We start from the raw sequence: 25,089 nt of genomic DNA on the forward strand, positions 1-25,089 counted from the left end.
GAATTGGTGGCGATGTTGAAGAATAGCGAATGAACAATTTTCAGCTTGGCTCAGCCTATTTGCAGCGCTGTGCTTCACGAGCTTTTGCATCTTGCTGGTTCACGCCTTCCACCCCGCCCAACTTCCCGCCTACGCGTCCCACCCATGGCCACCACGATCCGGCACCCGAAAGCAATTTCTTAACAGATTAGACAGACAGACAGAAGCAGCTAGGGCTCGTTTCATGAAGTTGTAAAACCTACGCCCTAAGTCCGGTTTTCTAAAAGGACGATGCCGCCGTGTTTTAAGCCTGTCCCGCCCCATGGGCGATCAAGATTCGGCGAGGTAATGTGAGATCTTGGCAAGAAGCGATGTCTTCTGGACCGGTTTGCAGAGGTGATCGGTCATGCCAGATGCATAGCACTCGCCGATGAACCCGGTCTCGACATTGGCGGTGAGAGCAATGACGGGAAGCCGACCTCGCTTTCCCGGCAGCTTTCGAATATGCCGTGTGGCCTCGTAGCCGTCCATGCCAGGCATCTGGCAGTCCATGAGGATGGCGTCGTAACAGCCTTTTTTGACCTTGCTGACGGCCTCTTCGCCATCGAAGGCGAGATCCACCTTCAATCCAGTCGGCTCCATCATGAGCTTCGCCACCATGCGGCTCGTCTGGCTGTCATCGACGACGAGAATTCGTCCCGTGAGCCGTTCGGGAATGGCGGCAGGCAGGTCGCTCTCCAACAAAGGCACGGATGTGCTGGGGCTGGGACGGGGTAGCGACAAGGTGAAGCGGAATTCAGAACCGGTGCCTTTCTTACTGGCCACCGTGATGTCACCGCCCATCAGCCGCAGAAGTGCCTGCGAGATGGCCAGACCGAGGCCGGTACCAGCGTACTTGCGAACGTTGAGATTCGAGTCGCCTTGATTGAACGGTTCAAACAAATGCTCCAAGGCCTGCGGCGAAATGCCGACGCCCGTGTCCGTGATGCAGAAGGTGAAAGAATGCCTGTTGATGGCGCCGCGGCCCGTTTTGACATCAAGGCGCACACTACCACGGTCGGTGAACTTGATGGCATTGCCGATGAGGTTGATCAGCACCTGGCGGAGCCTACCTTCATCGCCGAGGACCCTGCACTCTCGCTGCTTCGGCATGTGGCATTCGAGCTGGATGTCCTTGGCTTCGGCGCGATGGCGCATGAGCTGGATGACGTTTTTCACGAGCGCCTGGAGGTCAAAGGGCTCGTGCTTGATCTCCACCCTGCCGGCCTCGACTTTGGAGATGTCAAGAATGTCCCCGATGATGTCTAGGAGCGCCGTGGCGGATTGCTCGGCGATCGTGACGAGGGAGGACTGGACCGGAGTGAGCGAGGTGTCCTGCAGCAACTGCAGCATGCCAATGACACCATTCATCGGCGTGCGGATCTCGTGGCTCATGCTGGCCACGAAGACGCTTTTGGCCTGGCTGGCAGACTCGGCCTGCTGGCGTGCCTGGCGCTGGAGCTCTTCCGCCTCACGCAGACGTTCTTCGAGGGCCTTCTGCCGTGAGATGTCGAGATGCGTGCCGACAAAACGTCGTGCACGACCCTTTTCGTCCCGTAGGGCACGACCACGGGCCATGACCCACACATAATGACCTTCTTTGTGACGGAGGCGGTGCAGATTTTCGTAGATCTCCGTCATGCCGGCCATGTGCTCGCTCACCAGTTGCAGGCTGCGATCGAGATCCTCCGGATGGACGCGGGAGTGCCATGCATCCAGGTTGCTCACGATCTCATTATCATGATAGCCCAGCGTCGCTTTCCACTCAGGTGAGAGCACCATGGCGCCCGAGTCCAAACACCAGTCCCAGAAACCGATCTCGCTGCCTTTGACGGCCAGCGAAAGCCGTTCCTCCGACTCATGCAGGTCGGTCATCTGCCTCCGGATGATCGCGGCACTGGCACGGTTTGCATACAAGGCAGCTACCTGCGCCGTGAAGACACGGAATGACTGCGCTTCATTCTCGCTCAGCGCATCGTGAAAATCTGCGACCGCCATCGTGATGCCGGTGATCAGCAGCCCGAGCGGTTTCCCGCCGGGATGCCTGTAACAGCCGACGAGCATCTGGGAGAAATCGAGGGCTGCCTGCTGGAGTTCAGGTCTCTCTGCGGCAAAAAAGCAAGCCTTGTCCTCTTGGACCGTGATGCGCGATTCGAGCCAGGAACGAATGCGCTCGAAGGATGCATGGCCAGCTCGAAAACCCGATGAGGCGGCCGGTTCCGACAGCAGGCGACCCTGCTCGTCAAAGAGCCAGAACAAGCCCACTTCAAGCTCGAACACATCTAGGAGCGCGTCAGCTACCATGATGGCGAAGGCCTCGTCAGAATCGGCGTGAAGCGCCTGTGTGCTGAAGGCGTGAATGCGGCCGAAACGCCCGAGTTCGCAGTCGAGCCTGTTCCGCATGTCAATGAGCTCCTGCTCGACCACGGAGAAACGCGTCACACGGCGCTGTAGCTCGTCGTAACTTTGCTTCAGCACCGCAAGGGCGGGCGTTTCTTCTTTGTCAGTCATCATCTGGATGAGACATTCTCAACGGCGGTAGATGGCATAGATGGCCGTGGTGTAGTTGTGGTAGGTGTTGACGCCGCCCAGCCGTGCGAACTCGCCAAAGCCATACATGCCCAGCCAGGGCGGCACGACACCGTCGCTGCTCAGCGGAAACTGCATCCGGCCCACAAGCTCTTCCTTCATCACGCGATTTAAGAGGTAGCGGCCTCGCGCGAGGCAGTCCGCGTGGAAAACAGCCACTGGCTTGCGTCCGCCCCCCCGTTCCACCATCGCGGCCATCATCCGGCCCATGTCAGCGAAAATGCGCTCCTCGTCCCGGACGGTGAGCCAAAGCCGTGTTCCTTCGCGGATCGTCGTGGCGTAGTGCATGGCCCCGCCGGCATCCCGTTTGGTCACCACACGCAAGATGTGAGGGTTGCCATATTCCACCGCCAGCCTGGCTGGAAGCTCCTCGGCCAGTGCTCCCACGGGGATCGAGTCGCCACAGGTGGCTTTTTCAGGATCGAGCCCCAGGCGGCTGGTGTACTCCTGCCAGGCCGGGCGGCCGTTCAATTCGAGGATGCGGGTGCCCTCGGCACGTGTGACCACCATCGGCTCGCCCACGGCGAGAAAGCCATGTGTGGCCTGAGTGTCCACCTCCAGAGAAGGATCGGCAAATCCCACTGCCCATGCGCCATGCTCAAAAACCTGGTCATCGACGATTTGGTAGCTGACCACGCCGCGCATGTTGTCCGAGGAGGTCGCGCCAAAGATCGTCACATCCGGTCCAAAGACCGATTCGATGCCGGCGATGGCCCTGTCATTGGCGATATCGATTCCCGAGGCCAAGAAGTGAATCATCGTGATGCCGGGCTGCTGAGCCTTGAGCTGCCGGGCCAGTTCCGCCGCCTTTTCGAAGGCATTATGGCCGTAGATGCCGTCCAGATGAGCGACAGCCAGCTCCGGTCCACGGACAGCCATCAGCGCCACGTCCTTCATCGACTCGCTCACGCCTTCGCAGCCCACGATGCCGCAGCAGGAGGCCCCCACGACGCGCACCCCTGGAATCTGCCGCCGCACCTCATCGGCCAAGACGAGGTAATCATGCCCGATCGAGGCATGGAGCATGACGAGGTCGCATTTTTTGTCGGCTCCGAGGGCGGCTTCAAGGCATTCCTGGATGGCATGCCTTGAATTCACCATACGAGTACTGGCCGAAAAGAATTCAAGCATCTGACAAAAGCAGTGAGGGTTGGATGACTAAGATGGAGGGGCTGCGATGCCACGCCTATGAACGGGTTAACCTAGCCTGTTTCAGTCTCGCCCCACCATTGCCTTTTTGGGTTACCCCAACGGCATATTAACTGATAACAACTGGAACCAGATCACCCGCCGCTATCACGCTAACAGCTCCTTGATCGCCTGCCTTGGGATTGGGGAGTTAGATCACAAGGTCGATGCCCATGGCTTGGGAGAACTTGGCGACGATCTCTTTCGGCACGACGGGGCTCGGCTGGCTAGCCGCTGATGTCGTCGGACTTGCCGATAACTTCGCCGCCTCTCACGCCGCCGGCGAAGTTCACGGTCCAACAGTTCGGCCAATGGTCGGGTGCCCCCGCATGAATCGCGTTCACGCAAATTTTCAGGATGTCCCCGCCACTGGGTCTGCGTGAAAGCTCCGCGAGGACCGCGTAATCAGTCGATCCACGGCACATGAAGCGATTATACCATAATCTGTTTGCAACCCTCAAGCGTAAGCTGCGGGTTGTAACAACGAACCCCCCCCAATTAGCGTATTGAATTCAGTCTTCAGCTCATACAGTTCCGAGGATGTTCAGACACTCAGGAAATTTCTCTCAGGATCAAACTTCTTCGCCTTCGGGGAAAAAGTAAGCCGCCAAATACATGCCACAACCGAGGGCCAAACTCATCTTCCATTCTTTGAAAAGCTCCATGCCGACTCATGAACCTAGCTTTGATGTGCTGATTATTGGCACAGGTGTCTCAGGTCTCATCGCGGCGCGTAAGATACAGAGTGCTGGTCGCAGCGTGCTTTTGCTGGATAAAGGGCGCGGTCTCGGCGGCAGGCTGGCCAGTCGTCGTATCGGTGCGGCCACCTTTGATCATGGAGCGCAGTTCATCACCACCCGGGATGCCCGTTTTAAAGAGATCCTCAAACAGGGCGCGGAGGCTGGCATGATGACGGAATGGTGCCAGGGCTTCTCCACTGAGTCTGACGGGCACACGCGCTGGCGAGGCCAGCCAGCCATGACGGCCTTCGCCAAGTATCTGGCGCAGGGCCTGGAAACACGAATGGAAAAGCAGGTCGTGGCCCTCAGACGTGCCGGTGATCGCTACTCGGTCGAGACCAGCACTGGAGAGCTTTACTCAGCGGCGGCAGTACTGCTCACACCTCCGGTGCCACAATCTCTTGCGCTGCTGGCAGCGGGTGAAATCGCACTTGATCCTGCGATGCGGATACGGCTTGAAGGCATTCAATACGAACGCTGCCTGGCCGTCATGGCCGTGCTGAAAGGTCCTTCTTCAATTCCGCCTCCAGGTGGACTTGTGCCGACCAGCGGCCCGGTTTCATGGATCGCCGACAATCAGCTCAAAGGCATCTCCGTGGAACCTGCGGTCACGATTCATGCCAATCATGAATTCAGTCTCGCGCACTGGGATGAGGATCGCATGGAGAGCGGGCGGCTGCTCCTTGATGCCTCCCAACCATGGCTGGGTGCCGAAGTGCTGAGCTACCAGGCACACGGCTGGCGCTACAGCAAGCCCATTCAAGTTGATGCGCATCCCTGCGCCCTGTTGCAGGTAGCTCCGCCCCTCGTGATGGCAGGAGACGCCTTTGCAGGGCCGAGAGTCGAAGGTGCGGCGCTATCTGGAATGGCCGCAGCCGAGACGCTGCTCGCCAATCTGCCTCATTGAGGAGCTGCAAGCCAGTGTGCCACACTCTTTTAGAATCAGCCATCGTGGCTGGGAGGGAGTCACACCCAACCCACCCGCTATTCTGATAAGTTGCGCGGAAATTCGTCCACACCACTGACGCCGTCCGTAAAGACTATGGCGATTTCTGCCTGCCACCCTCTGCCACATGAAACATACACCTCTGATGCTCATCTTTCTGATGGGCCTCCTCAGCTCCTGCGCTTCGAAGCAGATCTGCACCAGATCCATCACCTCCTCCGAACCTAAAGCACAGGCCCTTGTCACAGCCTCACAGAAGGCTCATGGAAGCTTCGCCTTTGATCGAATCATGGATCTAAGCGTGCGCTATGAAGGCAAGTGGGCGTCCATCGGGCCACTCTTTCAGCCTGTGCTGGTGGACTCAAAGTTCCGTGGGGCGTCTGAGGAAAGGATTATCCTCTCACCCAGAATCATCGCGCAATCCCACACCGGACCGGGAGGCGTGAAGAAAGTGCTGCGTTCGCCTGGTAAAATCGCCATTGCCTACAATGGCACGGCCACTGATGACGACGAGACCGAGCAGGCCGCAGCGCTCGTGGCTGATGCCTACGCGCTCTTTCTGCTTGGCCCATTCTATTTCCAGCAAAGCGGCACGGTCTTCGCCATGAATGGCGAGTCGTTCGTTGATCAGGCCCTGTGTGATGAGGTGCTCGCCATCCTGCGCCCAGGTTTGGGCATGGCAGAAGAGGACCGCGTCATCCTCCACATCGACCGCAGCAGCAAGCTTCTACGCAGAGTGCGCCTCACACTCAACGGCCTGGACAGCACCCGTGGAGCCGAGGTGGATGTAACCCTCCGTGATTTCAAGAAAATAGACGGCGTCCTTTGGCCTACCGACTTTGATGAGCGAATCCGCAGCCCATTCAAGCTCCACGCCCATCATTGGAATCTTCGCGGCCTGGAGAGCAATCGTGGCCTGAGCACTCGTGATTTAAAACTCGTCCAATGGACCCGCAAGGCTGCCAATCCAAGCGCAGCTATCACGCATTGATCTTCATGGAGAAGACTGCGGACTCACTCACAGGCCTCGCCATGGGCGGCTTCATTGGCGATGCCCTCGCCATGCCCGTGCATTGGTATTACGACCGCTCAGCTTTGCGCCATGACTACGGTACCATCCGTGATTACAAGGCCCCGAAATCTCCGCATCCCGGCAGCATTCTCTGGCGCTCTGAATACACCGCGATCAACGAGCGCAGAAACATTCTGCATGATCAGGCGCGCTACTGGGGACAGCGCGGAATCCACTATCACCAATTCCTGAGGGCCGGTGAGAACACGCTGAACCTCCAGCTCGCCAAGGTCTTGATGGATTCCCTGATCACCTGCGGCGACTACGATGCGGATGACTATCTCACGCGCTACATCGACTTCATGCTCACGCCTGGGAAGCATCGGGACACCTACGTCGAGGAGTGTCATCGCAAGTTCTTCACCGCCTATGCGCGTGGCACCGCTCCGAGAAAATGTGCAGGCACAGACATCCACATTGGCGGCCTGGCCCATGCCGGTGTTTTAAGCGCCTATTTCCGTGGCGACCTCGAAGCCACACGGAAAGCCGTGCGCGAGCACGTCAGCCTTACACATCGCTCTCCTGAGGTGCTCGCAGCAGCAGACGCCCTGGGGAGGATGGCTTGTGACCTGCTCAAGGGCTTGCCCCTGCGTGAAGCCATACTCGCCCATGGCAGCGATTGGTTCTCTCAACGCAAAGCCCTGGAATGGTCCAAAGATCCCGACGAGGTCGTGATCGGCAGGCGCGTCAGCCCGGCCTGCTACATTGCGGAAGCCTTCCCCGCATCCTTGTACCTGGCATGGAAATATGCCGATGACTTTGAAAGCGGCGTCACCGCCAATGCGAATGTCGGCGGTGACAACTGCCATCGTGGAGCCGTGATCGGCGCTTTGATTGGCGGGGCTGTGAGCGTTTCAAAGATGCCTCAGAGGTATGTCGATGGCATCGACGATGCCACCCGCCTCAAATGTCAGATCGAAACCATCGTCACTCGTCCATGAAGACCAACCTCAGCAGCGAACAAGCCTCTTTCGTCGTCCGCCTCGCCTGGGAGGACCGCACGAGCTTTGAAGAGATCCGAGAGCGCACCGGCTTTGTAGAAAGTCAGGTCATCGACCTCATGCGTCGTGAGCTCAAACCCTCCAGCTTCCGCTGCTGGCGGAAGCGCGTCAGCGGTCGAGTCACCAAACACCGCAAACGGCTTGAGTTAAGGCTCAAAGGCTGACAGCAACTCAGCCGGGCGGCGGATTCACTGCCTTTGGCAGAACGAGTCGTCCCGTCGCTTCATGACCGACGTATCGTTCATGCCAGTTGATTCAGAGTCTTCATCTTGAAAACAGCCCTCATCCTCTTCTCCGCCCTTTCCTTCCTCGGTTATGGATCGGCGTGTTTTTTATCGAGCCGCCTGAAGCAGGAGTTTCTTCGTTACCACCTCGCAGCGCATCGCATCATGGTGGGTACACTGCAGGGGTTCGCGGGGATCGGCCTGCTGGCGGGAATGAGCCAGCCATGGATGGGCCAGCTGGCAGCAGGAGGTCTGGCGCTGATGATGTTGATTGCCGTCTTCGTCCGCATCCAGATCAAGGACACCCTGCTGCAAACCATCCCGGCGGTGTTTTATCTGGCGCTCAACACCTATCTCTGCATTGCCGGATTCTGAAAGGCACACCACCTACAGCAGCGCAATGGCGGCGCACATCGCCAGTACCGCGAGAGAGGGCAGCGCCTTGCTGATCGGATCTTTCACTTTGAGGTGCATGAAGAAGGCCCCCAGCATGAGACCTCCCATGCCAAATGCCGCAGGTTGTGCCAAACTGGGAATCCAAAACGAGGCCAGGAGCGCCAGTGCAAAGCCAACTTTGAGAACGCCAATGAGGCAGAAAATCGGGAAAGGCAGCCCATAGACGGCGAACTCCTCGCGCAGGGTTTTCGCATCCTTGCCTCGGTACGCGGTCGCTTTGCCGGAACGCAGGAGCCAGACATTGAGAATGCCAAGCGCCACGGTAAGTTTCAGAAAGATGATGAGATAAAACATGGTAATGAGGCAAAAGATTCGACTTCGGTGGAATCAAGAAAGGTCAGCATGCTTCACTCACTCTAAACAGCAAGCTAATCCCTACCATTGGTCATAGAGCGACCTCACGGCGTGAGTTTTTCGATCCAATCCGCGATCTTCCCGCGCATTTCATGCGCAGTAGAATTGCTCGTCGCGTTTTGGGTCTGCGTTTGAGCCATCGTTTCCGCATCACCCCCGCCGCGCACGATTTGGGAGGCGGCGGAGTCCAGAATTTGCTGGGCTTCAGCATTCGGCCGGGCCTTCAAGGCCTCCCGAAGCAGCCACAGGTACTCGTAGTCGTCGCAGCCTTCGCGCATGAGTTCCCAGCGCAGGCTGGGCAGTGGCGCACCGCTGAGTGGATCAGGGTAAAACATCTGGCCCATGCCCCAGACCGTCGCCCCATTGAACTGCGCATACACCAGCACCGGAGCCTCCCATGCGGTGCGGTAGCTGCCGAGTGTCTCAAAAGTCAGCCATCCACGGGCACCGATCTGCCAGGCCAGCCAGCCGAAGCTGCGGGCACTGATGGCCGGGTAGTCGATGAAGCTGCGGTAGTTGTCGCAAAAAGTGACGATCTCGCCGTGCTTCTCGGCACGTTCCTTGGCCGCTGCGGCGTGATCGAGATTTCGCAGGCACCAGTGGTCGATGTGGCCGATGAGTCCCTCCACCGGATCAGCCGTGCAGAAGGTACGCAGGCCTGGAGCGACCTCCCGCACAAAGTGCACGTAGTTGCGCACCACCTCGTAGTTGTTGGCCGAGATATCCTGGGCGCGATCACCAGTGTGGTAGGTGTAAGGCTCGTCCATCGTGGCGATGAACGCGCGGTCCAGCCACCCGCGCTGCTTCAACACGCCATGCATGTGCTTCAGGTAGCTGCCAAACAGCGTGGTGAACTCCGGCGTCAGCGTTTTGTCCGGCTTACAGATCACCGCGCCCAGCCACTTCTGATTGGTCACCGCCGGGAAGTGATGCAGGAAGTACATCCCCTGCGCCATGGACGGTTCGGGATAAAAACCCCACACAGGCACAAACACATGCGTGCCGCCGTTTTGAAACACAGCCTCCACCGCTTGCTCCCACGCGGCGCTATCAACCGTGAGCAAGCCGTTCTTGCCGATCTTCAGCTTGGGTGAGGGCATCAGCGGCTCCGGCGTCTGCCGATGTTCGATGAAGCCGCGCTGCATCTCCGCTAGACGCTCCGACGTGCGTTGCGCTTCAGGAAGCTCGCGTAGATTCGCATAACTCGTGTTCAGCAGTGGCGAACGCTCCGGCAAAGCGAAGCGCCGCACGTTCAGAACAACACGGATCGTGTCTTCCGGCGCGAGATCTGGCTTCATCCACGTCTCCTTGCGAAAGACCAGCTTCACCGTGCCCTCGTAGCGCCCCGGATGCGCATCCCTCGGCACCTGCACCGTGATGAGAAACTGAAGATTGTGCCCTGGCCGCACCTCACCGCGATTCGCCAGCAAGGGATCAGGAAACTGCCCCACGCCAACCGGATAAGGCATCGCCTGCTTGATCCGCGTGCCACTTGGCTCGTCGATGAAGACGTAGCCCAGCCGCTGAGCCGTGATGTTTACCGCCGGGATGACGCTGCCATCGGCATGCTTCAAAGCACCCGCAACAACACTGACCTCCCGCAGCGGCACCTGGGGTCGCAGCACGGCCACAAACGGCTCCCGCTCTCCTCGTGCCGCACTCATCATCACCGCTGGGGCGATGGGCGTGACGGGCAGTTCCTCATCCGCCTTCACCTTCTCCACTGGATAGACAGCCCACACCCGGTGATGCCAGCCTTCCGTGACGAGATCAGCGGCGGAGAGGCTCTGGAAAGCCAAAAGGAAAAGAAGGAAGCGCATGGGGGGAAGGTCTTTATCTCAAACCCTCCACGCCGTCTTCAAATTTTGCAGAACTGTTCCAAGTCCTTATCGCTTGAGAGCACGATGGATTACCCCTGATTGGCCAGAATCAGATCAATCAAATATTCAACTGCAGATCATTGGACCTCCATTCACTTAACAGCGGGTTACCACACTTTACTCTGATTAATTTCCGCTTTCATCAGAAGTCTGTTTTAGCATTTAGGCAATGCTTGAAAGCCAACGTATCGACCAAGAATTGCTCCAACATCCTAAATACTCAAAGAAGGGCTGGATCGGCGTGGACCTTGATGGCACGCTGGCAAGATGTGAGCCCAGCATGGGTCCACGTCATATTGGCGCGCCGGTGCCGCAGATGCTTAAACGGGTCCGCTTCTGGCTTAAAACGGGGCGCACCGTCAAAATTTTCACCGCTCGTGCCGGCGACCCCTACGAAGAGAGCAACATTCATCAATGGTGTTCCCGTCACGGGCTGCCCAAGCTTGAGATCACGAATTGTAAAGATCACAGCATGCTTGCCTTATGGGATGACCGTGCCGTCGGTGTTGTCAGCAATATGGGTGTGCCCATTCTGCCCGCCCCCATGACTCTATGGCAGTCTTTTCGACTGCGCCTGCTGATTTTAGCAGGCGGCAGCGCGGTCATGAACGTTGATCAACGCCACCTGCAGGGCCAGCTTCATGCAGCCAAGGAGGCCAGCAGGGGCATTCTCGAATGTGATGCATAGGAAAAGATCGGCCCTATGCCGCAGAGAGGCAGTTCAGCATGACAAGGTCTCATTGATCAAGTTAACACAACTTGCTTCTGCAGAACTGCGCGGAGGCAGATTAATCAGGCTTTTCCGTCCCATCATGCCGTCCAGGCAGCGCCGTTCGTTTTGCATCTCATAATGTCAAATGCGGTAACCCAGAACATCATTTTATTTAGTCCACGGTCTCAGCAACTAAAGAAGAATGTTATCAATCCACATTCAGAATTTAGAAAAATGAAGAAGAGCGTGCTGATTATTGCTGAACATATAATGGTTGGCGAATTCCTGACGGCTTTCCTGCAGGATCAGTTTAAAGATTTCACCATCTTCAACGCCACATCCATAAATGAAGCTCGCGAGCTTCTTCACAGCGTTTCGTTCGACATTGTTTTGACCGACGTTCTCGGGCTTGATCATTCTGTTCTTTCGATAATAAAAGACATATCACTCACATCTCCAAAGACGCGCTGCCTTCTGCTGGGCGCCGAAGCCAATGCCTCATGGATAGATCGCGCAATGCGTGCGGGTGCCCGCGGGTTCCTTACCAAGGCATGTCCCAGCGATGAGATCGTGAAAGCCGTAGATGCATTAATTCAGGGGCGAAGCCACCTGTCACCTGATGCGATTCAAAGCCTGTCAGAGCACGTAGCTAATGGAAAAAACGGCTTCCCTCACAACGCTCTGAGTCCGCGCGAGCTTCAAATTTTCGTGCAGATTGCCAAAGGTTTATCACTCAAGAACATCTCGTCTAATCTGAAATTATCTTCCAGCACCGTTGGAGTGCACAAGCACAACATCAGTAAAAAGACCGGCATCAAGTCTTCTGCGAAGATTGCTCACTATTGCATCGAGCACGGACTCCTGAGCAGCGCGGCCTGACATAGCTGCCCAAAGCCCCGCCGGTAACCGATGCAACACATCGGATGAATTGTTTTTTCGTGAAGTCAGGCCAATAGCTGGCGGCGGTCACACAAACCGCCACCAGCCCAACAGCCCCAGCACGAACGCCTGCTCATGCGGAGTAGATGATTTGTCGTGTTAAATGCTCAGAGTGGCAAACATTGCATTGGGGTAACACGCCGAGGCAATCAAGGGTTAACCCAATCGAGCAATCGCTGCGGTAAACTCTCTTGGTTACTTTGAGAGAATGATTTTGCCCCCCTCCTTTGCCCCACTCCTGAATCCGCATCAGTTGGATGCCATTCATACGAGCACATCGGATACTCGATCTCCTCTGGAAATTCCTGGTTTGGAAGATGCCTGCGAATTGCTGGGAGGCACCCATGCCTGGGTGACGCGCCATAGGGGCAACAACTGCCAACTCGTCAATCTTTTAGGCTCCGCCATGGAGATCGATTCCTCGTTGAACGCCCTTCTCGTGAATTCAGCACAAAACTCCCGCGAAAGACCTGTGCTGTTGTTGCGCTGGAAAGATAAAACCCACATGTGCGCCAGACTTTCAACGCAGCCGGAGGCGGATGGTTGCACCTACTCGCTCAGCATGTTGTTTGAAGGTCAGTTTGAACTGACTTCGCGTCTGGCGGGATTCGTGGACGGCCTTAGGTGCAGCATGCAGGCACTAATCAGCTGGCAGCTTTCAAAGCAAAGCGTGGAATTGGCTCAGGCATTGGGAAAACAAACCATTTCCTGCACCTGCTGCCACCGCTATCATTCCTTTGAACATGGCTGGATGCACTGGGATCACCAAAGTAATCTGAGGGACGTGCAGGGCACCTTCCGCACGGTTTGCGAGAAGTGTGCGCTGGCGCTTTACAGCTTTGTGCTGCAAGATCAGGCCTAAAATCTTCCGCCATACCATTCACAGTGCCTCATTATTCCCTGACATCTCCCCAGCGAACCGCCCTGGTCGAAGACGATCCCGTTTATCGCGCCTATCTCTCCGGCCTGCTCAAGAACACACCGGAAGTCGAACTGGTGCATGCCTGGGAAAGTGCTGAGGCCATGCTGGCGGACACTCGTTTCCTGCTTGTGGAACTGCTGTTCATTGACCTGGAACTTCCCGGCATCAGTGGTCTGGAATTAATCTCGCAACTCAACAAGCTCCAAAATCCCCCTCGGTGCGTGGTGCTCACCTCATCGCTTGAGCCGGAGCATGTCTTTTCCGCCATACGGGGTGGGGCATCCGGCTATGTAGTCAAAACTTTGGATACTCAGGCTTTTTTAGAAAATCTGAGGCAGGTGATCCAAGACGGAGTCAGCCTGAGCCCGTTCATCGCGCGCATGCTGATTGATGAGTTCCGTCATGCGCCTCCCCAGCCTGGAGGCAGGTATCTGGCTCTGAAAACACTCACCTCCCGCGAGCGCCAGGTGCTGGACAGCATGGCCAAGCATGGCAGTGCGAAGGGCATGGGCGAAGCACTGGGCCTCAGCCATGAGACCGTGCGCGTACACATGAAAAAAATCTATCAGAAGCTTCACGTAAAATCAAAATCTGAAGCCCTGGCGGTGCTGGCTCAGGAGACCCAGCGATGATTCATCCTGTTGCCATGCTCTGCTGAAGCACTGCCGCAGAATGTTGAAGATGATCACTGAATTCTTCAAGCAAACCTGCGTCGACACGCTTGTCATTGCGAATTGCTATCTCCACAAAGGTGCAAGCATCCATGAGTGAGCGCATGCCAAAAATGGAACTTGCTCCGCGCAGCGCGTGGGCTTCTTTTCGCGCCACTTCCGGCTGGCGTCGCTTCAAAGCCGCCATGAGTCGCTGATGGCGGCCAGGTGCTTCTTCCAGCCATATGTCCGCAAGTTTGCGAGCCTCCACCGCACCAATCTGTTCCGTCAGTGGTGCAAGAGGATCATCCATGGCAGCAGGCACCGTTTTCCCACCGCTGCCTTCCGCCGCACCAGGCTGCCGCGAAATATCGACCAGCAATCGCTCCAGCGATTCGGAACTAAAGGGCTTGGACAGATACTCGTTCATGCCTGAGGCAAAGCAGCGCTCACGCTCTTCAGGCAGCGCGCTCGCTGTCATCGCGATGATCTTGCACCCACCCCGTTTTTGCTGTTTGCCACGCCGGCTTTCCCACTGGCGGATTTTCTGCGTGGCCGCATGGCCGTCCATGATCGGCATCTGGCAATCCATGAGCACGACGTCAAAAGACTCTTTCTGAAATGCTGCCACAGCTTCCTTGCCATTAACGGCCACCACCGGTTTGCACCCGAGATCATCCAGCAGCAGACAGGCCAGACGTGCATTGATGCGGTTGTCTTCTGCCACCAAGACGTTAAGCCCCAGCGCCAGCCGGTGCGTCGAGGAGGTTTTGCCTTCCGCAGATGGCGCAGCCACGGGCCAGACAGCCCGCCGCAGGGCCTGGCGTCGCAAAGGCATAGTGACCGCCTGCACCTCCGCAAGTGCTGCGCCTGCTTCATAGATCCCCGAACCGATAAGCACCACCTGCCACCGATTCAAGCCTGCCCCATTTGGCTGCGCAGTTCGCTTCTTTACAACCGTCGCAGGCATCCAGGCGGCATCCATCACCAGCACCTCATCTGCTGCACGTCCCGAGGCCAGATGCCTGCGAATTTGCACACGTTCTAATTCATGAAAATCCACGCCCGGCGCTGCCAGCGCGGCGCGGATGCTCTCCCGTACACGTGGTGATGCGTGGGCGATCCACACCTGCTGCGGCTGGGCCTGCTGAGCGGCATGCCGAGCAGGCACGGCATGCAGCGGCACGCGGAACCAGAACTGCGCCCCCTCCCCTGCCTCGCTCTCCACTCCGATGCCACCGCTCATCGCGTCCACCAGCTTCTTGCAAATGGCCAGCCCGAGCCCCGTGCCACCAAAACGGCGTGACTGTGAGCTGTCGACCTGGCTGAATGGCTTGAAAAGACGCTCGTGCGCCGCCTTCGGCAGTCCGATTCCTGAGTCTTCCACGCGAAACTCAATCTGATCTCCCAAACCTGACACTCGAATGGTCACATGACCATTTTCAGTGAACTTGACTGCATTGCCCGCTAGATTAAGCAGCACCTGTCGCAGGCGTCCGGCATCTCCGCGAATCACCTCCGGCAGTTCGGGGGCAAGAATGGTGGTCAGTTCCAGCCCTTTTGAAGTGGCCTCATGGTGCAAAAGATCCGCCACGCCCTCGACCAGTTCGTCCAGCACCACGGGACGTTCGACCAGTTCGATCTGGCCAGCCTCGATCTTCGCAAAGTTGAGGATGTCATCGATGATGTTTATAAGCGCTCCGCCGCTATGCTGAACAGCATCCACCATCTCCGACTGTCTTGCATCAAGCTTGCTCTTCTTCAGCAGTCCGGTCATGCCGATGACACCGTTCATGGGTGTGCGGATTTCATGGCTCATCATCGCCAGGAATTCGCTCTTCGCGCGGCTGGCTGCCTCCGCCTTGTCACGCGCGGCACGCAGCTCCTCCTCGATCTGGCGGCGGCGCTCACCCTCACGCCGCGCCACGATCATACTGCTCACGGCAGCGAGAAATGGATCCAGTTCCCTTAACCCGTCCTTGTCATAGCCATCCGGGCGGTTGGCCAGGCCGATCAGCCCCACCATCTCCAGCCCGTTGTATATCGGCAATCCCAGGAAAGTGTGAATAGGCGGATGTCCAGGTGGCAGCCCGCCACGGCGTGGATCGCTCGCTGCATCATTTGCGATCACCACATCCCTGGTGACCAGCGCCGCTCCGAAAAGCGACTTCAAATTGCGGAACTCAAGTCCCTTCGGCCTCATCGACTGCATGTACAGCCGTATCTCGTCATTCCATGAAATGTCAGTCAGCGCATAGGAGCGGAGATAGGGCTGGCTCTGCTCATCCTTCAACACTTCAGCAATGAAGCCAAAACCGCTGTGAGTGTGCTGTACGACGACATCCAGCAGCCCGGTGAACACAGCCCCCACATCCGTGGTGCCGATGAAGTGCTCCTGTGCCGCACGAATGCCATTGAGCAGTTCAGCACGCCGCTTCGCCGCCTCCTCAGACTCCTTGCGGATGTGAATGTTCATCTGCGTGCCGATCATCCGCTGCGGCTTGCCTTCTTTTGTGAAGGAGACGATGCGGCCCACATCCTGCACCCATTTCCACGAGCCGTCTTTGCAGCGCAGACGATGCTCGCAAATGTAGTCGGGGGTCTCGCCGCTGAGACACTTGCTCATCGTGTCCATCACCAAGGGGAGGTCGTCTGGATGTACGCGTGAGGCCCAGCTGTCCACGTGCTGCGGCCACTCTCCCGCCTCATAGCCGAGCATTTGCTGCACGCGGTCGGTGTAAAGCACATAGCCACTGATGATGTTCCAGTCCCACACTCCCAGGCCGTTGTTTTGCAGGGCAAAGTGCCAGCGCTCCTCGGTTTGCTGCAAAGTACGCTGGGCCTCCACCAGCTCAGTGATGTCCAGCACAGTGCCGAGAATCTCGCGTGCTCTGCCACTCGAGTCATGGCTTACCTCAGCACTGCTGCGGAGGTGGCGCACCTCGCCGTCCGGACGTGTGATGCGGTAGGTGATCGTCATCGGCTCTCCGGTTTTCGCCACGGAATCAATGAACTGCATCACCATTTCAAAATCGTCGGGATGAATGGCGCGACGGCAGAAGTCCATGTCCACCTCCACTGTACCGGGCTCGTATCCGTAGATGCGATACTTCTCATCTGACCACCTCACCGCGCCGCTCGCGAGCTCCAGATTCCAGTTGCCCAGATGGGAAATACGCTGGGCCTGCTTGTATGCGTCCTCAGTCTGGACCTTTTCCGTCACATCTTGCATCGTGCCGACCAGGCGGCAGGGCAAGTTTTCGGCATCCAGCTCTGCCGTCGCCAGCGTGTGCACATGGCGGATCTCACCGCTCGGCCTCGTGACGCGGTAACTGACCTCCTGGCTCTCTCCCGTGCGTGCCACGGCCTCCAGCACCTCCAAAAACCGCGGCAGATCCTCCGGCAGCACACAGCTGCGCACATGGTCCAGCGTTGGCACAAAACTGCGGGGCTCAAAACCGTAGATACGGTATTTCTCATCCGACCATTCGAGCACGTTCGTGCGCAGATCCCAGGCCCAGGTGCCCAGGTGGGCCAGCCGCTGGCCTTCATTCATGGCACGTTCGCTTTTGCGCAGGTCCTCTTCCGCCTCCAGTCGCTTCAGCAGCAGGCCCAGCTGACGGCCAATGTGGTTGAGAGCCCCCAGAAGATCCAGATCTGCAGCATCCAGCTGCGGGCTGAAAAACTCCAGGACGCCACGCACCTGGCCATCCAAATGCACAGGAAAGGCCACCGCGGCTGTGAGGCCGCACACGGCGGCTGCATCGCATCGGGGAAAATTGTCATCCTTGCGCACATCGGTGATCCAATGACTCGTGCGTGCTTCCCAGACTCTGCCAGGCAGCCCCCGCCCCGGGGTGAACGAGAGCTCTCGCGAAGCCTGCATGAACGGCTCCACTTGCGCACCATCAGACTGCCACATGTGGGCCATTTGCAGTACTTCCCCGCTGCTGCCCGGAACCCACCACGCACCCACGGTCGCCTGCAACTGCCGCCCCAAAGCCGCAAGCATCATAGGGATCAGCCCGGCCAGTTTAACCCCGCTGGCAATGACCTTGGCTGCCGCCGCCTCCAACTGGCGACGCATCTCATTGCGCTTCACACCTGATACATCCGCCTCGATCGCCATGAAATGCGTCACCTTACCTTGGGCATCCTTGATCGGTTGCACCTCGATGTCCACCCAGTAGGGAGTGCCACTTTTGTGGTAGTTCACGATTTCTGTGTGAAAGCCCTCACCGGCGCTGACCTTGCGTCCCATTTCACTGGCCACCTGCGGGTCAGTGAGCGGCCCTTGCAGGAAGGAGCCAGGCTTGCTTCCGCGCACCTCATTGAGCGCCCAGCCCGTCATACGTTCAAACGCCTCATTGACCCACTCGATGAGGCCGTCCTGGTTGGCTAGGATCACCGCATTGTCCGTGCGTTCCGCCACCATCGCCAGCTTGCGCGACTCAGCTTCCTTTTCGATAAGCTTCGACTGGCTTATCTTCAGACGCTCATTGAGCATGCGAAGTTCCTTGTTTGCGATGCGGTGCACCTGCGTCACTTGGAGAAGATCCTGCGCCGAGTCGTGCGGGGCAAAATCCGCAAGAGCCAGCCCCAAACGGTCGAGTTCATCCGGTGTGGCCAGCCATGGAGAGCCCAGAAAAACATCCAGATTCATCTCCTCCAGATGCATCACCTGCCCGCGCATCATCATCCCGGTGTCATGGTGCTTCAGCAGCAGCAGGATACCGCGGTGTCTGCACAGCCAGTCCGCATCCATTGCGCCCTGAGGCCGCTCCAGTTTAAACAGCTGGTCAAGCTGCGCACCAGCAGCCACATTCCGTGCGATGCGCGCCAGTGAAGGGCCGACTTGAACGATACGCATTTCACTGTTCCAGGCGAAAAGAAACGGGAAAGCCTCCTCCACCTGAAACCAGGGCAGGTGTGGCAGTTCAACCACTGTATTCATGTTTTGGCTTCGCTCCATGCGATGTGGAATACATCATGATCGGCCCCTTCGTCCAACCGTTCCTCATGCGTGATCGTCACCACGACCGCAAACATCTCCCCAAGCCCTTCCAGCATCCCGATCACAAGCGCCGAAAGTCCGCGTCGATGGCTGCGGTAGTGCAGCCGCAGTTCCTCAGGCCCCAGATCGGTGCACTCAAGTATCGGCGGCTGCAGCGCTGGAAACATCATCACGACCCTCGTATGAAAATTCGGCAAATTCCTCAGGAACTCCCCCAGATTCCGCCCGCCGAATTTCAGCAGATGGCCATAGTTGTTGCGTGCCGTTTCCAGCACCCACCAGCGGCCGAATTGAATCAAAATCTCACCCGCTGGCCGGTCAAGCACCTCCGACGCGGCGTCCACCAGCCTGTAAGTCATTTCATCCGGATAGGACTCCGTCGAGATAAACATCTCATCCTCCACGTCTGCTTTGGATTTCACCTTCAGCCAGGTCGCCTCCCCATGATTAGCCACGAGAAGATCCATGAGTGCACTGTTGACCATTCCGTACATGATTATTCAGATAAATGTGGTGAGTTGAAAGAAAGAGGTAACCCAAATTAACTGCCGTACGCTTCACATCACACCTGCATCTTGGGTTAACCCATTTGGCCTTGTGCGCGAGGACACCTCCAAAATAATAAAGGATCTTGGCTGTCGCAAGAAAAGCGGCACGGCAGGAAACAGCGGCCACCCTGTTGCACAATTTTCCCCTCAGAGCAGCTGCAGCGCTGAAGAAACAAGAAGGGCGAATCTTGGCCATCTCAAATTGTCATTGAGACGTAGGTTTCAGCAATGTCAGAACAATCAATGAACAATCCGAAAAACACAAAACCGACCTCCTTTCAGGAGCGATTGGCCGAGGCTATCAAGTCTGAGCGACAGTCACTGCTGGAGCATCGGCTATATGGCCAGTTGCGCACGCTGAGGCATCTGGCAGTGTTCATGGAGCACCATGTGTTTGCCGTGTGGGATTTCATGTCACTGCTGAAGTCTCTGCAGGTGCGCCTGACGTGCGCCAGTGTGCCCTGGCGACCAGTTGGGAACGCCCAGGTGCGGAGGCTGGTCAATGAGATTGTGCTCGGGGAAGAGAGCGATGCGCTGCCCGCTGGCGGGGCAGCCAGTCACTTCGAGCTATATTTGCAGGCCATGCAAGAGACAGGAGCCGAAACAGTTCAAATGGACCGTTTCATCCATGAGTTGGAATCAGGGAAGACTGTGGTGGAGGCTCTGGAACAGACTGGTGTGCCGGCCGCTGTGGCGGCATTCGCACGGCAAACTTTTGAGGTGATTGAGCGTGGTCGTCCTCATGAAATCGCCGCAGCCTTTACTTACGGACGGGAGGATTTGATTCCTGAAATGTTCACCCAGCTGGTGCATGGGTTGGAGAACCAATTTCCCGGCAGACTGGACACCCTGCGCTATTACCTAGACAGGCATATCGCTCTGGACGGCGACGAGCACGGAGAAATGGGCAGGCAAATGGTGGCTCTGCTTTGCGAAGGAGATTCTCGCCGTGAAGATGAGGCCACTCAGGCAGCGGTGGATGCCCTGCGGTCTCGAAATTTGCTCTGGGACGGCATCGCACTGGCAATGGAAACAAAAAAAGAGCCTGCGATTCTGGAGCCCGCTTGATCGACACCACCAGTCGAGCGTGCTGGCAGACCACGTTACAGGGACGCAATCCGCACGGATTCAACTGCCACGGGCACCCACGCGCCACATGCAGCTCGAAGAGGGAAATGCTCCTCAGCGCTCCCTCTCTCATTGCTTGCAAACAAGCTTGAAACGCAGCGATTCCACTACACCGACAACTTCGGGAAAACGGCTCATTGAAATCTCCAAACAACAGCCGCTCAAATGCCGCCCCCCTTCGCTGCCATCAAACTAGACCTCCATTGACAGGAGTGAATCAAGCAACTTTTGCCCGAGCCGGGTGGGCTTCATAAACTGTTCCAACACCGCGACACCAGATTCAAACTGCGAGCTGAACTCCTGCAAAGCGTTCCCAAGGTTTAGCTCTGGAAACCTGGCATGCAGCCGTGAATGAACCCGCACATTTCGGCATAAAACGAAAGTTGCATGAAGCACCTGAAACATCGGACGTGGATCCGGACGTATCGGCGATCGGTTGATTTCATTGGGGTTTCTCAACAAGGGATCAAAAGCCATCAGGGAATTCAGATGCAAATGCGAGCATTCATGCACCAGATGCTCAAGAAACCAAGCCACGGCATTTTCATGACCAGGGGCTTTTAACCAGATGGCACCAAATGCTTTCGGTGTGCTGAGACCTTCAATGCCATGTCCGTCAAAAAGTTTGATCATCCCCACATGCGTTTGTATTTCCCCATACATGTCTTGATCCACCTGCTGAATAAGATCGAGCGCCTGCATCAAAGCATTCTTATAAGGGCTCAAGTCCTCCTCAAGAAGTGGAAAAAACTCCAGGGCGGCGACACCTGCCACTTGCGTGGACCTGATTTCTCGAAGCAACGGCCCCTCCCAGTCCTGCGCCGCCACAGACTCCAAAATACACTCATCAATGTACCACTGTTCGGGATTGTCGCCTATCCACGCCTGCAGTGTATCAAATACGCCATAACCATCCTCATTTGACATGGCGTCCATCAGCACTGCTAGACGCGCAATCATCCGGGGAGACAGTTTTCGGCTAAGATCCAGCGTATCCACGCAGAGCATCAATCGGCAAACTTTTTGGTTTACCCCCTCGGAGGCAGCCTTCAGCGCGTGTCTGGCTTGACCTTGCCAGAATTTTCTCCAGGCCCGGGCCAGTGCCGCCGCCGCCTTGGCAGAAGGTTCGCCTGTGAACCAAACATCATCAAGTCCTGCACCAGATGAATGCCCCTCCCCCGGCGCAGAATTCATCAGAACAGAAGGATAGCTGGAGACCATGCTCATAGCATGAACAGCATGCTTGTTTGTAATTGCATTTTGATTTTTAACAAAACCTCACCACGCCCAAAATAGGCGCATGCCTAAACTCCAAATTGAGCGTTTACCAGTTCAGGAACTCTGCGCTTGATGCTTTCTTGTACAGAATGCGATTTGAGACGCGTGGTTGAACTGCCGTAAACCTCCAGCAATGGTTCACGTGTAATTCCTGCAATCACCGACCTGCAAATAGCTCGATAGTCCTCGTTATTGACTTGCGGATATCGAATAATTTTCTCAAATGACCTGTAACAAATTTCTCCAATATTGTATTGATAGTGTATCGCCACCAAGATCCTCTTCCGTGAGGATGTCACATTGCATTTGATCAAGTTTGCTGTTGCAAGGCGTTTCACAGTCCTTCTTCTTGAAATGAAACGCCTCAGAAAGAGTGCGGAAATGAACACCGCCCCCCTACAATAACCAAGAGTTTCCATCCATGGTAAGGCAAATCGTCCATCACCCATCCGGCACTGGACAAGCGATAATGAATAAAATCCAGAATTCCGTTTTCGTTAAAATTGAAAATAACTGATGGTCTAGACATCATCTATGACTGAATTGTTTATCATGCACTTTACAAGAGTAGAATAGCATCAAAAGGAGGACAGCCCCTCAGTTGGGTTAACTCAACTCTCATTAAGTCATTAATCTCTCGGCACTGCGATAAATCTGCCCTGCCTGACTCTGGAATTTCTAACGGCCTCGCTCCAGCGGACTCAAGACAGTGACTTCTGAGTGAGAAGGACTGGTCTTCCCAACCTTGCCGCCCTCCGTGACGAAACGCGCCACCGCATCCTCACGCGATTTAACATGAAGTTTCTGATAAATTTTCTTCAAATGAGCACGCACCGTTTCGTAGCTCAGCGTGAGTTCGTTGGCGACATCTTTGGGCGTCTGGCCAGACGCCAGCCTTCGAAGAATGTCCAATTCCCGTGTGGTCAACACCCTCAGACCTGGCTTTTCCACGTCAACGACGGAGACGTTGCGAAACTCCTCCACCAAAAAGCGTGCGACCAGTGGACTGAGGGAGGCACCGTCTTTGGCGACTGCACGAATTCCATCCAGCAGTTCAGCCGGTGACGTGTCTTTCACCAGATAACCTGAGGCACCCTTGCGCAGACACTTGAAGACATCCTGAGGGTCACATGAAGCTGTAAGAACAACACAGGAAAGATCAGGCCTCTCCTGTTTGATTCGGCATATCAGCGATGCGCCGTCCTCCTGGGGCAGGTCAAGATCCACAAGCAGGACATCCGCCGGGATTTCTCTTCCTTCATGCCAAAATTCCTCCGCACTCCCCCAATGTCCAACAAGTTCCAGTTCCGCCTGTCGGCTGATCATCTCAACGAGGAGCATTCTTGTGATCCGGTCATCTTCGACCAAACCGATCCTTACGACTTTGGGCATCTTCGCTTTGATAATCATCTTTTAATTCCTTAACCTGGCCAGGTTAGGCTACCTGATCTACTAGATCACATCGGCCATTGATCATCACACAATCTCCTTTTTGATGACCAGAGCATGCAGGGCATAGCGTGTGGGTGAAACTAACACCGGCCATGCGACTGAAGTATTCGTCCCAGCGAACCCACTCCCCAGTCTCGGTACTCAAATTTTCGCAAATAGCACAAACGTCGATGCAGGCACCCTGATGAAACGAACGAAAAATGGAGTTGCTGCTCCGTTGGAAGTTCTGCGACGCATTTTTTGCCCCCGAGCATTCGGGATAGTGAAGAGAAGCACATCTGCAGCATACGGTATGGCTGAGGCTCACGCCAATGTGGCGAACCAAATACTCATTCCAACGCAGCCATTGACCGGTGGAAGAGTGCAGATTTTCACAAATCAAACAAGTCTTGAGTCCCGCTTGCTCGTCAAACCTTGTGAAATAGGCGGCATGACGTTGGTAAAAGTCCAAGGCCAGACCGATGTCGTTGAGAACGTCTTCCAACAGACTCACCGCATGATTGCCTACCTGCCGCTCCGTTGGAATAATGACGACAAGACGAGCTTGGTTCCACCTTCCCTTCTCTGATTGATTGATCAACGTGCTGACCGCCATGCAAAGAACAGTCCCCATGCCGATGATTTTGAGGCTGCAGGCTGTCTTTCCTGGTGAAAAGGGTTCATTTTTAAACTGATCAATGATATTCTCCGCCAGTGCTTTGGCCACCCGGTGGCAGCTTCTGTACTGCGGTTCGCATCCATCCACTTGCGTCATGAGTACAGCACCAAGAGCCTGAGTCACTTCACAGCTCTTGCGCAGGAGGTGCTGAATACTCCATCGAGAGGTTTGCAGCCTCTCAACATTTTCTTGCCTTGAAGGCGGGGTGAGGAAAGTTGACATGATTTCTGATTTGCCTGCATTAATTCAAAGCGGACTCTTCGACATCACCTTCACACTCAGTGCCTTCAAAAACGTATGACGAATGGATCATGGTGTTTGAGAGCTTTGATTTCGTGTGAGGCTGTCGCCGGGGCATCAACTGATGCCAGGCCATCATGGCCAGGGGGTAACATGCACCTTGGGCTACGAGGTCATGAAGCGTGTATTCACTATCGGCTTGGTCATCCATTGTATTTTCTATAAAAAACAACATATCATTGATTCAAGCTATCGGCCAAATGGGTTAGCCCAAATCACTGTCCGCCTTGTCTCGGAAACATCCGGTAGAGGTGCTCATGACGTTCTCTCAGCCGCAACAGTACTTCGGCGTTGGATCGACTCCCTTCACTGGAGCTGGCAGATACTGCAGTAGAGGCAGACTGCTCAGGTTTGGCGAGGCTGTTATCAAAAGTGGCCCCCGCATTCAGGACCACGCCGGGCCGCAGCATGGCTGCACGCGAATCCACGGAGGTAGGTGCCTGCACTCCTGCGGCGGCTAGCTGGGCTGGTTGCTGGGCCGGAGTCACCGCTGGCGGCTCCTCAGATTCATTCTTTTGGCTGATCCAGGCCTCCTGCCCGTTGAGATGAACACGCACGCGGGCGTCGAGGATGGTTTCTGCATTTTCCACTTCGACGAGTTGCATCACTCCGGCCTCAGCCGGCTCGTTTTGCTGCAAGATGAAGGTCTGTGTCGTATCGGTGCGATAGAGGTACACTGAAAGACGTCCGTCCACTTCGGACCATCCTGAGAGCTGCAAATTGGTAGCCCAGTCGGCGTTCTCAACAGCCGTCACCTCAGATTTCACCTCATGAGTGGTGAACATAGAGCGCGTCCACAAGGCTTGGTAGCCAGCCAGGGGCTGGGGCTCGAATTGAGGCTTATCCGGCTCTTGGGCATTCAATAAGCCGGCCGTGGCAGCGGCCAGAAGGGGGATGGAAAATCGGGAGATCATGCTGAGTGCAAACGGGAACGTGTCAGACAAGCGTGGAGGCACGGGGCAGGGTGTGCCCCCACGCATGCATGAGGTGAGTTCGGTCTTGGGGTGCGGGAGTCCGCCA

General features: G+C 56.4%; 20 protein-coding genes. 10 read left to right on the top strand and 10 right to left on the bottom strand.

Features of this window, described 5'->3' with window-relative positions:
* Positions 1-309 precede the first annotated feature (309 nt).
* Positions 310-2,532, bottom strand: coding sequence for an ATP-binding protein (locus tag AC24GY_RS14460; RefSeq protein WP_487684190.1), 2,223 nt, complete (start codon positions 2,530-2,532; stop codon positions 310-312).
* Positions 2,533-2,547: 15 nt separating this feature from the next.
* Positions 2,548-3,738 carry an FIST signal transduction protein gene (locus AC24GY_RS14465; protein ID WP_487684193.1) on the bottom strand — a complete coding sequence of 397 codons (1,191 nt, stop codon included), beginning with the start codon at positions 3,736-3,738 and terminating at the stop codon, positions 2,548-2,550.
* 720 nt (positions 3,739-4,458) lie between these two features.
* On the opposite strand from AC24GY_RS14465, the gene AC24GY_RS14470 reads away from it, so the two are divergent.
* The 5 genes from AC24GY_RS14470 (at position 4,459) to AC24GY_RS14490 (ending at position 8,153) form a co-directional block, all read left to right on the top strand.
* The gene (locus AC24GY_RS14470; protein WP_487684195.1) at positions 4,459-5,442 is read left to right on the top strand and encodes an NAD(P)/FAD-dependent oxidoreductase; all 984 of its coding nucleotides are present in this window, start codon (positions 4,459-4,461) and stop codon (positions 5,440-5,442) included.
* 166 nt (positions 5,443-5,608) lie between these two features.
* Positions 5,609-6,472: a hypothetical protein gene (locus AC24GY_RS14475; RefSeq protein ID WP_487684197.1), complete on the top strand. Its 864-nt coding sequence runs from the start codon at positions 5,609-5,611 to the stop codon at positions 6,470-6,472.
* 5 nt (positions 6,473-6,477) lie between these two features.
* Positions 6,478-7,494: an ADP-ribosylglycohydrolase family protein gene (locus AC24GY_RS14480; protein WP_487684200.1), complete on the top strand. Its 1,017-nt coding sequence runs from the start codon at positions 6,478-6,480 to the stop codon at positions 7,492-7,494.
* Positions 7,491-7,718 carry a TIGR03643 family protein gene (locus AC24GY_RS14485; RefSeq protein ID WP_487684203.1) on the top strand — a complete coding sequence of 76 codons (228 nt, stop codon included), beginning with the start codon at positions 7,491-7,493 and terminating at the stop codon, positions 7,716-7,718. Before AC24GY_RS14480 ends, AC24GY_RS14485 begins: the two co-directional genes overlap by 4 nt.
* Before the next feature lie 105 nt (positions 7,719-7,823).
* Positions 7,824-8,153 (top strand): DoxX family protein, encoded by a 330-nt coding sequence (locus AC24GY_RS14490; protein WP_487684206.1) that lies wholly within the window; start codon positions 7,824-7,826, stop codon positions 8,151-8,153.
* A 12-nt stretch (positions 8,154-8,165) separates the two neighbouring features.
* Here the strand turns inward: AC24GY_RS14490 and AC24GY_RS14495 are convergent, their stop codons facing one another.
* Both AC24GY_RS14495 and AC24GY_RS14500 read right to left on the bottom strand, forming a co-directional pair.
* The gene (locus tag AC24GY_RS14495; protein WP_487684209.1) at positions 8,166-8,528 is read right to left on the bottom strand and encodes a DoxX family protein; all 363 of its coding nucleotides are present in this window, start codon (positions 8,526-8,528) and stop codon (positions 8,166-8,168) included.
* Between the two features lie 104 nt (positions 8,529-8,632).
* Positions 8,633-10,408 carry a glycoside hydrolase domain-containing protein gene (locus tag AC24GY_RS14500; protein ID WP_487684212.1) on the bottom strand — a complete coding sequence of 592 codons (1,776 nt, stop codon included), beginning with the start codon at positions 10,406-10,408 and terminating at the stop codon, positions 8,633-8,635.
* A gap of 229 nt (positions 10,409-10,637) precedes the next feature.
* Between AC24GY_RS14500 and AC24GY_RS14505 the strand changes: the two genes are divergently transcribed.
* The 4 genes from AC24GY_RS14505 (at position 10,638) to AC24GY_RS14520 (ending at position 13,673) form a co-directional block, all read left to right on the top strand.
* Complete coding sequence (locus AC24GY_RS14505) at positions 10,638-11,156, top strand: hypothetical protein (RefSeq protein WP_487684215.1); 519 nt, start codon at positions 10,638-10,640, stop codon at positions 11,154-11,156.
* Positions 11,157-11,414: 258 nt separating this feature from the next.
* Positions 11,415-12,059, top strand: a complete 645-nt coding sequence (locus AC24GY_RS14510) for a LuxR C-terminal-related transcriptional regulator (RefSeq protein ID WP_487684218.1) — start codon at positions 11,415-11,417, stop codon at positions 12,057-12,059.
* A 268-nt stretch (positions 12,060-12,327) separates the two neighbouring features.
* On the top strand, positions 12,328-12,981 hold the full coding sequence (locus tag AC24GY_RS14515; RefSeq protein WP_487684221.1) for a hypothetical protein: 654 nt from the start codon (positions 12,328-12,330) through the stop codon (positions 12,979-12,981).
* A 23-nt stretch (positions 12,982-13,004) separates the two neighbouring features.
* Positions 13,005-13,673 (top strand): response regulator, encoded by a 669-nt coding sequence (locus tag AC24GY_RS14520; protein WP_487684224.1) that lies wholly within the window; start codon positions 13,005-13,007, stop codon positions 13,671-13,673.
* Between the two features lies 1 nt (position 13,674).
* Here the strand turns inward: AC24GY_RS14520 and AC24GY_RS14525 are convergent, their stop codons facing one another.
* Both AC24GY_RS14525 and AC24GY_RS14530 read right to left on the bottom strand, forming a co-directional pair.
* The gene (locus AC24GY_RS14525) at positions 13,675-18,645 is read right to left on the bottom strand and encodes a PAS domain-containing protein (RefSeq protein ID WP_487684227.1); all 4,971 of its coding nucleotides are present in this window, start codon (positions 18,643-18,645) and stop codon (positions 13,675-13,677) included.
* Positions 18,642-19,199 carry a heme NO-binding domain-containing protein gene (locus tag AC24GY_RS14530; protein WP_487684230.1) on the bottom strand — a complete coding sequence of 186 codons (558 nt, stop codon included), beginning with the start codon at positions 19,197-19,199 and terminating at the stop codon, positions 18,642-18,644. Before AC24GY_RS14530 ends, AC24GY_RS14525 begins: the two co-directional genes overlap by 4 nt.
* Before the next feature lie 297 nt (positions 19,200-19,496).
* Here AC24GY_RS14530 and AC24GY_RS14535 point away from each other — a divergent pair, with 297 nt between their 5' ends.
* The gene (locus AC24GY_RS14535) at positions 19,497-20,321 is read left to right on the top strand and encodes a DUF3050 domain-containing protein (RefSeq protein ID WP_487684233.1); all 825 of its coding nucleotides are present in this window, start codon (positions 19,497-19,499) and stop codon (positions 20,319-20,321) included.
* 252 nt (positions 20,322-20,573) lie between these two features.
* On the opposite strand, the gene AC24GY_RS14540 is transcribed toward AC24GY_RS14535, so the two are convergent.
* From AC24GY_RS14540 to AC24GY_RS14555, 4 genes are all read right to left on the bottom strand, one after another.
* Positions 20,574-21,602 (bottom strand): aKG-HExxH-type peptide beta-hydroxylase, encoded by a 1,029-nt coding sequence (locus AC24GY_RS14540; protein WP_487684236.1) that lies wholly within the window; start codon positions 21,600-21,602, stop codon positions 20,574-20,576.
* Positions 21,603-22,337: 735 nt separating this feature from the next.
* Positions 22,338-23,069: a response regulator gene (locus tag AC24GY_RS14545; RefSeq protein ID WP_487684240.1), complete on the bottom strand. Its 732-nt coding sequence runs from the start codon at positions 23,067-23,069 to the stop codon at positions 22,338-22,340.
* Between the two features lie 25 nt (positions 23,070-23,094).
* A complete protein-coding gene (locus tag AC24GY_RS14550; protein ID WP_487684243.1) occupies positions 23,095-23,991 on the bottom strand; it encodes a hypothetical protein in 897 nt (298 codons plus the stop codon).
* A 293-nt stretch (positions 23,992-24,284) separates the two neighbouring features.
* Entirely contained in the window at positions 24,285-25,013 is a 729-nt protein-coding gene (locus AC24GY_RS14555) for a hypothetical protein (protein ID WP_487684246.1), read from the bottom strand.
* Positions 25,014-25,089 lie beyond the last annotated feature (76 nt).

It is taken from the genome of Prosthecobacter sp. Pr1 (assembly GCF_057652315.1).